This is a genomic window from Micromonospora sp. NPDC003776 (genome assembly GCF_053605645.1).
In genome coordinates, this window is record NZ_JBSGJR010000398.1 from 1 (window position 1) to 6,681 (window position 6,681).

General features: G+C 75.2%; 6 protein-coding genes and 1 pseudogene. 5 read left to right on the plus strand and 2 right to left on the minus strand.

The features are described from left to right. Nucleotides 1-49: 49 nt before the first annotated feature. Complete coding sequence (locus ACWEVO_RS26030; protein WP_452310135.1) at nt 50-976, minus strand: ABC transporter substrate-binding protein; 927 nt, start codon at nt 974-976, stop codon at nt 50-52. 157 nt (nt 977-1,133) lie between these two features. On the opposite strand from ACWEVO_RS26030, the gene ACWEVO_RS26035 reads away from it, so the two are divergent. The 4 genes from ACWEVO_RS26035 to ACWEVO_RS26050 all read left to right on the plus strand — a co-directional run bounded on the left by ACWEVO_RS26035 (nt 1,134) and on the right by ACWEVO_RS26050 (nt 5,049). After that, nucleotides 1,134-1,511 carry an SCP2 sterol-binding domain-containing protein gene (locus tag ACWEVO_RS26035; RefSeq protein WP_452310136.1) on the plus strand — a complete coding sequence of 126 codons (378 nt, stop codon included), beginning with the start codon at nt 1,134-1,136 and terminating at the stop codon, nt 1,509-1,511. After that, a complete protein-coding gene (locus ACWEVO_RS26040; protein WP_452310137.1) occupies nt 1,508-3,559 on the plus strand; it encodes an amylo-alpha-1,6-glucosidase in 2,052 nt (683 codons plus the stop codon). Before ACWEVO_RS26035 ends, ACWEVO_RS26040 begins: the two co-directional genes overlap by 4 nt. 111 nt (nt 3,560-3,670) lie before the next feature. Beyond that, nucleotides 3,671-4,714, plus strand: coding sequence for a zinc-dependent alcohol dehydrogenase family protein (locus ACWEVO_RS26045; protein ID WP_452310138.1), 1,044 nt, complete (start codon nt 3,671-3,673; stop codon nt 4,712-4,714). Nucleotides 4,715-4,746: 32 nt separating this feature from the next. Beyond that, nucleotides 4,747-5,049 carry a GNAT family N-acetyltransferase gene (locus ACWEVO_RS26050; protein ID WP_452310139.1) on the plus strand — a complete coding sequence of 101 codons (303 nt, stop codon included), beginning with the start codon at nt 4,747-4,749 and terminating at the stop codon, nt 5,047-5,049. On the opposite strand, the gene kynU is transcribed toward ACWEVO_RS26050, so the two are convergent. Then, nucleotides 5,042-6,304, minus strand: a complete 1,263-nt coding sequence (gene kynU / locus ACWEVO_RS26055) for a kynureninase (protein ID WP_452310140.1) — start codon at nt 6,302-6,304, stop codon at nt 5,042-5,044. The genes ACWEVO_RS26050 and kynU overlap by 8 nt on opposite strands. 215 nt (nt 6,305-6,519) lie before the next feature. On the opposite strand from kynU, the pseudogene ACWEVO_RS26060 reads away from it, so the two are divergent. Further along, nucleotides 6,520-6,618 (plus strand): annotated as a pseudogene (locus ACWEVO_RS26060) (sphingosine kinase); the annotation flags it as partial. Between the last annotated feature and the right edge of the window lie 63 nt (nt 6,619-6,681).

Sequence of the window (6,681 nt, forward strand, 5' to 3'; positions counted from 1 at the left end):
GTCGGGCGACCCCGGCCGACCGTCCGGCTCAGGTCACCCCGCACCCGGCTCAGGCGACGCGGCGGACCCGGCCCTCCGGCGGGGCCGGCACCGCGTCGGGGTGCAGGATCGCCGCGATCGCCTCGGCCCCGTCGACCAGGCGTGGACCGGCCCGCACGATCAGCCCGTCGGCGTCCACCGCCCACACCTCGGCACCGGGGAAGCGCGGCGCGACGTCGGCCGCCTGCGCGGCGGCCCCGTCCAGGCGGAAGCCGCAGGGGGTGACCAGCACGACCTCCGGCCGGGCCGCCCGCAGCGCGTCCCAGGTGGTCGCGGTGGACCGGGCACCCGGGTGGGCGGCCACCGGCTCGCCGCCGGCGACCCGGACCAGGTCGGGGATCCAGTGGCCGGCGCCGAACGGCGGATCGGTCCACTCCACCACCGCCACCCGCCGCCGGGGCCGGCCGGCCACCGCCGCGCCGACGGCCGCGAGCCGTGCCCGCAGACCGTCCAGCAGGGCCTTCGCCCGATCCGGTACGCCGGCGGCGACACCCACGTCGCGGATCGTCCCCAGCACGTCCTCCAGGGTGTACGGGTCGAGCGACAGCACGTCGGCCCGGCAACCCAGGTGCGCCACCGCGTCCGACACCCGTCCGGCGGGCAGCGCGCAGACCCGGCACAGGTCCTGAGTGAGGATCAGGTCGGGGTCCAGTCCGGTCAGCGCCCCGGCGTGCAGGGTGTACAGGTCTGCGCCGGCGGCGAGCCGGTCCTTGACGTACGCGTCGATCTCGCCCGGGCTCATGCCCCGGGTGTCCCGGCCGCCCACCACGACGGTCACCCCGGCCCGGTACGCGGCCGGCACCTCGCACTCGAAGCTGACCCCGACCAGGTCGTCCCCGAGCCCGAGGGCGTAGACGATGTCCGTGGCGGAGGGGAGCAGGAGACCAGGCGCATGCCGCCATCCTGCCCGCCACCGGCCCGGTCCGTCCCACCGCACCCGCCGCGGTTCCGCCGATCCGAGCGCCCCCACCCCGGCCCGGCGATAGTCTGGGGCGGCGCCGGACCCGTGGCCGCAGCGCCCGTCGTCGCCGCCCACGGGTCGTCAGCCGGAGCGGGGGCTGCGGTGCGACGGCCCTCTCCCGGGAGGCGGGTGCGTGTCCGATCCGATCGAGGCGTTCTTCGCGCAGCTGGTCCGGGGCGCGCCGGAGCGGCTGCTGCGCCGCGCCGCCGGTGCCATCCGGTTCGAGTTGGACGGGCCCGGCGGGGTGGAGGTCTGGCACCTGAGCATCGCCGACGGCCGGGTGACGGTGAGCCGTACCGAGCGGGCGGCCGACACGGTGATCCGTACCGATCGGGAGTTCTTCGCGCGGATGGCCCGCGGCGAGGCCAAGCCGCTCACCGCCTGGCTGCGCAACGACATCACCGCCGAGGGCCGGTTCCGCTTCGTGGTGCTGCTGGAGCGGCTCTTCCCCCCGCCACCGGGCGGGCGTCACCCGCGGGCCCTGAGCGCCGCGCCCGGAGAGTCCGGATGAAGTCGGACCTGGTCCGGGTGCTCGACGGCAACATCTTCGTGCTGAGCGAGAACAACGGCGACGTGGAGGCGACCGTCGCCAACCCGTGCGGCTTCTTCGACTTCGACACCCGGTTCCTGTCCCGCTGGCGGCTCAGCCTGAACGGCGAGCGGCTGAACCCGCTCTCGGTGGCGGAGCGGGACCTTGTCACCCTGCGGTTCTTCCTGGTTCCGGGTGCGCCGACGCACTACGTGGACGCCAAGTCCTCGGTGATCCGGGAGCGGGCGATCACCGGCGGGGCCTTCGAGGAACGGTTGACGGTGCTCAACCACGACCGCGAACCGGTGGAGTTCACCGTCCGGCTCGATGTGGCCAGCGACTTCGCCCCGATTTTCGCGGTCGATCAGGAGCGGACCCCGGCGGGGCGGCTCTACCAGCGGGTCGAGGACGGCCGCCTGCGGCTGGGTTACCGGCGGGACCGGTTCCAGCGCGAGACGTTGATCAGCAGCAGCGAGCCGGCGCAGGTCGACGCGGACGGGCTGACGTACGCGGTGCGGCTGGACCCGAAGGAGGGCTGGACGACCACGCTGCGGGTGCAGGCGCTGGTGCTGCGCCCCGACGGCCGGGACGTCCGCGAGCAGCTGGAGCGCCGTCCGCGCCGCAGCTCCGACGAACGGCGGCACGACCTCGCGGTGTGGCTGGCGCAGGCCCCCACCCTCAGCTGCGACTGGAGCGTGCTGACCACCACGTACCGGCGCAGCCTGGTGGACCTGGCGGCGCTGCGCTACTCGCCGCTGACCCTGCCGGACCAGGTGATGCCGGCCGCCGGCCTGCCCTGGTCGGCCACCATCACCGGCCGGGACAGCATCCTCACCAGCTTCGAGGCGCTGCCGGTGGTGCCGGAGCTGGCCGCCGCGACCCTGCGGATGCTCGGCATCGACCAGGGCGCGGTGCTCGACGACTTCCGGGACGAGGAACCCGGCAAGATCCTCCGCGAGTTCCGCTACGGCGAGCTGGTGGCCTTCGAGGAGCGGCCCGAGTCGCCGTACTACGGCACCGCCGACGCCACCCCGCTCTACGTGGTCCTGCTGGACGAGTACGAGCGGTGGACCGGCGACCAGGACCTGGTCCGGGAGTTCGAGGACGAGGCCCGCGCGGCGCTGCGCTGGATCGACGAGTACGGCGACCTCCTCGGCGACGGCTATCTGCGCTACCGGCGGCGCAACGAGCGGACCGGGGTGCGGAACCAGGGCTGGAAGGACACGCCGGAGGCGATCTGCCACGCCGACGGGCGGCTGCCGGGCCCGCCGCTGGCGACCTGCGAGCTGCAGGGCTACGCGTACGACGCGAAGCTGCGCGGGGCGCGGCTGGCCCGCGAGTTCTGGGGCGACCCGGCGTACGCGGAGCGGCTGGAGCGGCAGGCGGCCGCCCTGCGCGAGCGCTTCGACCGGGACTTCTGGATCGCCGACCGCGGCTACTACGCGCTCGCCCTCGACGGCGACGGCCGCCAGGTCGACGGCCTCGCCTCCAACCTGGGCCACCTGCTGTGGAGCGGCATCGTCCCGGAGTCCCGGGCGGCCCGGGTGGTGGAGCAGCTGATGGGGCCCCGGCTCTTCTCCGGCTGGGGGGTGCGGACCTTCGCCGAGGGCCAGGACCGGTACAACCCGCTCGGCTACCACCTCGGCGCGGTGTGGCCGTTCGACAACGCGCTGATCGCCTGGGGCCTGCGCCGCTACGGCTTCGCCGAGGAGGCCGGCCGGATCGCCGAGGCCGTCGTCGACGCGGCCGGGTACTTCGACGGCCGCATGCCCGAGGCGTTCGCCGGCTATCCGCGCGCACTCACCCACTATCCGGTGCGGTACCCGACCGCGAACAGCCCGCAGGCGTTGGCGACCGGGGCGCCGTTCCTGCTGCTGCGGGCCATGCTCGGCCTGGACCCGGCGGGCGAGCATCTGCTGATGTCGCCCCGGGTGCCGGCCCGTTTCGGCCGGCTGGAGCTGCTGGACGTACCCGGCCGGTGGGGCCGGATCGACGTGATCGGCAGCGGGCTCGCGCACCTCGGCCGGTGAGCCGGGCCACCCGGCGGCGCGCCGCGTCGGCCGAACCGCCGACCCGGGTCTAGCGTTCCGCCGGGCCGACCGTCCCGTCGGCCGACCATCCACACCGGGAGGACACCGCCCATGCGCGCCACCGTGATCCACGGCCCGAACGACATCCGGGTCGAGGAGGTGCCGGACGCCACCGTCCGCGAGGCCACCGACGCCGTCGTCCGCGTCGTGCTCGCCTGCATCTGCGGCAGCGACCTGTGGGCGTACCGGGGAGTGGCGCGGCGGCAGCCGGGGCAGCGGATCGGGCACGAGTTCCTCGGCGTGGTCGAGGCCGTCGGCGCCGAGGTGGACACGGTACGGGTGGGCGACCTGGTGGTGGCGCCGTTCGTCTGGTCCGACGGGGTGTGCGACTTCTGCCGGGAGGGGCTGCACACCTCCTGCCCGCACGGCGGCTTCTGGGGCTCGCCCGGCTCGGACGGCGGCCAGGGCGAGGCGGTCCGCGTCCCGTACGCCGACGGAACCCTGGTGCGGCTGCCCGCCGAGGCGGCGAGCGACCAGCGGCTGCTCACCGCCCTGCTGGCGCTCTCCGACGTGATGTCCACCGGCCACCACGCCGCGCTGGCCGCCCGGGTCCGCCCCGGCGCCACCGTCGCGGTGGTCGGCGACGGCGCGGTCGGGCTCTGCGGGGTGCTCGCCGCGAAGCGGCTCGGCGCCGAGCAGATCATCGCGCTGGGCCGGCACACCGCCCGCACCGACATCGCCCGCTCCTTCGGGGCCACCGACGTGGTCGCCGAGCGGGGCGAGGCGGCGGTCGCCGCGGTCCGGGAGCTGACCGGGGGGCAGGGCGCGCAGGCGGTGCTGGAGGCGGTCGGCACCGAGGAGTCGATGCGTACCGCGATCTCCATCGCCCGCGACGGCGGCGCGGTCGGCTACGTCGGCGTGCCGCACGGCGGCAGCGCCGGGGTGGACATCGGGCAGATGTTCAACCGGAACATCGCCCTCGGTGGGGGTGTCGCGCCGGCCCGGGCGTACCTCCCGGAGCTGCTGGCCGACGTCCTCGACGGCACCATCGACCCGTCGCCGGTCTTCGACAGTTCGGTGACCCTCGACGGGGTGTCGGACGGCTACCGCGCGATGGACGAGCGCACCGCGCTGAAGGTGCGGATCACCTTCTGACCACCCCGATCGGGCCGTGGTTGGATGGCGGGATGCAGATCACGGTGACCGACGTGCCGGAGCGGGAGCGGTTCGAGGCGCGGGACGAGACCGGGGCGACCGCCGGGGTCGTCACCTATCAGCTGACCGGGAACATCATCGTCTACACCCACACCGAGGTCGACCCGGCGTTCGAGGGGAAGGGCGTCGGCTCGACCTTGGCCCGCGCGGTGATGGACGACGCGCGGGCTAAGGGGCGGACGGTCGTGCCGGTCTGCCCGTTCCTCAGCGGGTGGCTGGAGAAGCACCCCGAGTACGACCAGACGGTGGCCCGGACGACTCGCAAGCTCAAGTGACCCGGGAGGGCGCGCCGGGCACCCGCTCGTACGACCGCCGCTCGGCGATGTCGCGGAGCCGGTCCATCGCGTCCCAGACGTCCACGAAGCGGGTGTAGAGCGGGGCCGGGCCGAGGCGTAGCCGGTCGGGGGCGCGGTAGTCGCCGATCACCCGGCCCTCGTCGGCGACGGCCCGGGAGATCCGCAGCGCGTCGGGGTGGTGCAGGCTGACGTGGCTGCCCCGCCGGTCCGGGTCGCGCGGGGAGGCCACGGTGAAGCCGTACGGGGTGAGCCAGGCGTCGGCGAGGGTCACGATGGCCTGGCTGAGCCGCCGGCCCTTCTCGCGTACCAGGTCGATGCCCGCCTCGGCGAGCACGTCCAGCGCCGGGTCGAGGGCGGCCATGCCCAGCACCGGCGGGGTGCCCACCTGGAACCGGTCCAGGTCCGGTACCGGGTCGTAGGTGGGGCCCATGGCGAACTGGTCCCGCTGGCCGAACCAGCCCCAGATCGGCTGGCGCAGCCGTTCCTGCAGCTCCCGCCGCACGTAGAGGAAGGCCGGCGCGCCCGGCCCGCCGTTGAGGTACTTGTAGGTGCAGCCGACGGCCAGGTCGGCGCCGGCCGCGGTCAGGTCGAGCGGCACCGACCCGGCGGCGTGCGACAGGTCCCACAGCACGTACGCCCCGACCTCGCGGGCGGCCGCGTTGACCGCCGCCAGGTCGAGCAGCGCCCCGCACCGGTAGGAGACCGCGGAGGACACCACGAGGGCGACGTCGGGGTTCAGCGCGGCCCGCAGGGTCGCCAGGTCCAGCCCCTGGTCGAGGTCGGAGGGGAGCACCCGCAGGGTGTGGCCGCGCGCCTCGGCGAGCCCCTGGAGGATGTACCGGTCGGTGGGGAAGTCCTCGGCGTCGACCAGGATGGTGCGCCGGTCCCCGGCCGCGTCGAGCGCGGCGGCGGCCAGCTTGTACAGGTTCACCGAGGTGGAGTCGGAGATCAGCACCTCGCCCGGGCGCGCGCCGAGGGCGTGCGTGGCGAGGCGGTCACCGATCCGCCGGGCCCACTCGATCCAGCCGGGCCAGCCGCGGACGAGCCGGTCGCCCCAGCCTTCGCGGACCAGCCGGGCGAGGTGGTCGGGGGTGGCCGCCGGCAGCCGGCCGAGCGAGTTGCCGTCGAGGTAGATCAGGTCCTCGTCGGCGACGACGAACCGGTCGCGCAGCTCGGCGAGGGGGTCGGCGGCGTCCATCTCCTTGAACAGGTACCGGGGGAACTCGTCGGGCACGCCCACTCCTCGTCTCCGTGCCGTCCCGCCCCGGACTCGGGCGGGACGGACGCGGGACAGGCTAGGCGCGGTGCGGCGGCCGCCGGCGCGTACCGGCCCGGCCTCTCACGGGCTGGACAGGGTGACCGCGCTTCGGCGGCTCCGCGGCCCGCTGGCCGCTGTCGATGTCGCCCCGGCCCGTCTCCCCTGGTGAGCGGGGAGGGTCGTGCCGTACGGTGCTCGCCGTGACCGCGCACGATCATCTCCCGTCCGGCCCTGTCGCCGTGCTCGCCAACCCGACCGCCGGCCGGGGGCGGCGCCGTGGTCGGCCTCCACGAACGCCAGCGTGAGGTCGAGCGCCGCGGTGACGCCGCCCGAGGTCCACACGTGACCATCCC

What these genes read in the sequence shown, in the direction of transcription:
- ACWEVO_RS26040 (WP_452310137.1), top strand. Translation starts at nt 1,508, where the DNA reads ATGAAGTCGGACCTGGTCCGGGTGCTCGACGGCAACATCTTCGTGCTG.
- ACWEVO_RS26045 (WP_452310138.1), top strand. Translation starts at nt 3,671, where the DNA reads ATGCGCGCCACCGTGATCCACGGCCCGAACGACATCCGGGTCGAGGAG.
- ACWEVO_RS26050 (WP_452310139.1), top strand. Translation starts at nt 4,747, where the DNA reads ATGCAGATCACGGTGACCGACGTGCCGGAGCGGGAGCGGTTCGAGGCG.